Raw genomic sequence first — 1,417 nt, 5'->3', positions numbered from 1 at the left:
TAGATAATTTCCGTTATATTAAAGCCTATTGGGTTTCTTCCAGTCCTCAAGTAGCTCAGATGGCTCTTTCGTTCGGTGCTAATGATCTCGATGGAGTTGTTCGCGAAGAGAAAATTTATCATACAGCAGGAGCAACTAGTCCCCAAATGCAAAGTGAGCAACAGCTTATTGATATGATCCATGAAGTGGGTTTAGAGGCTGTTGAAAGAGATACCTACTATCATGTTTTGAAAACGTTTCCCTGCTAAATCAGCACTCGGGAGTAAAGTTATAACCAAGAGGTGAATCAAGTGCGTATCGCGGTATTGTCAGATACCCATCTGCGAGTGGGCAAATCACTTCCCCGTTTTGTCTGGGAACACTTAACTGAAGTCGACATGATTATTCACGCTGGTGACTTGACACATATGGGCTTATTAGAAGAATTAGCTTCCATTGCACCTGTTCGGGCAGTAAGAGGGAATTGTGATGGTTGGGATGTTTCTTTGCCTGATCGTGATGTCATTGAATGCGGAGCATGGAAGATCGGGTTAGTTCACGGAAATGTGGGAAAGGGAAACAATACGCCTGACCGTGCTTATGCAGAATTTAAGGAAACTCCCGTTAATCTGATTGTTTTCGGCCATAGTCATACCCCTTTTATGGAATGGCGAAATGGTATTTTGTTATTCAATCCAGGTTCTCCGACGGACAAAAGACGTGAGCCAAAGTATTCCTTTGGACTATTGGATATTCAACAAGAACAGATTGATGCCAAACATTTGTACTTTTGAAAGTCGGTGGAATATATGAAACATCGCAGGAATAAAGTGAAACGTGAACATGGCATTATCCAGAACGCTTTGCTGTGGTTAGAGAATTTAGGTTGTCTCGGGGAGGTAACAGACATTATTCCTGGGGTTATTGAGGTGAGTCATTCCTCAGAACGAGGGATTGTCTATAAATATGAGACGCAAACAGGGTGCAAGCTTTTGTTGAAAAGTAATGGTTCTATTCAAGAAGTCTTTGTGGTGACCAAAAACCCAGCTTGTGTTCAGGAATGGGTAAAGAAAGAATTCCCATCGGATGCGCTGCCACCGGCATCTAATAATACCTCCGCAAGCAACCAGCAATCTCCTTCTAGGAAAAAATTGTCCAACGTTCTACAAAAAATGAGACATGAAGAAGAAAACCAGACATCTACGCGGGGCTTGCATCAGCCCAAAAAACATTCATACCGTAAAGGCCAGAGGTCGATTTTAGGAGATCAAAATTCCTCGAATGTTGCTGAACGATTGGATCTTACTACTCTCAAAGCTTTAAGCCACCTAAAAAAATCACTTGAAAACATAAGAGTACGAGATGCCAAAGCGAAGTTTAAGAATTCACTACAGAAATAAAAACAGCTTAGGAAAATATTATCCTAAGCTGTTTTTCG

2 protein-coding genes and 1 pseudogene are annotated in these 1,417 nt (G+C 41.5%); all 3 read left to right on the top strand.

The features are described 5' to 3' along the window. Positions 1-248 (top strand): annotated as a pseudogene (locus DOT_RS00270) (aminofutalosine synthase MqnE); the annotation flags it as partial. Positions 249-290: 42 nt separating this feature from the next. Continuing rightward, the gene (locus DOT_RS00265; protein WP_009612758.1) at positions 291-773 is read left to right on the top strand and encodes a metallophosphoesterase family protein; all 483 of its coding nucleotides are present in this window, start codon (positions 291-293) and stop codon (positions 771-773) included. A gap of 15 nt (positions 774-788) precedes the next feature. After that, positions 789-1,379, top strand: a complete 591-nt coding sequence (locus DOT_RS27585; protein WP_009612757.1) for a DUF2103 domain-containing protein — start codon at positions 789-791, stop codon at positions 1,377-1,379. The last annotated feature ends 38 nt before the right edge of the window (positions 1,380-1,417 follow it).

The sequence above is a fragment of the Desulfosporosinus sp. OT genome (genome assembly GCF_000224515.1).
GTDB lineage: Bacteria > Bacillota > Desulfitobacteriia > Desulfitobacteriales > Desulfitobacteriaceae > Desulfosporosinus.
The sequence above is the reverse complement of the archived record's forward strand: the minus strand, read 5'-3'. Positions and strand labels throughout refer to the sequence as shown.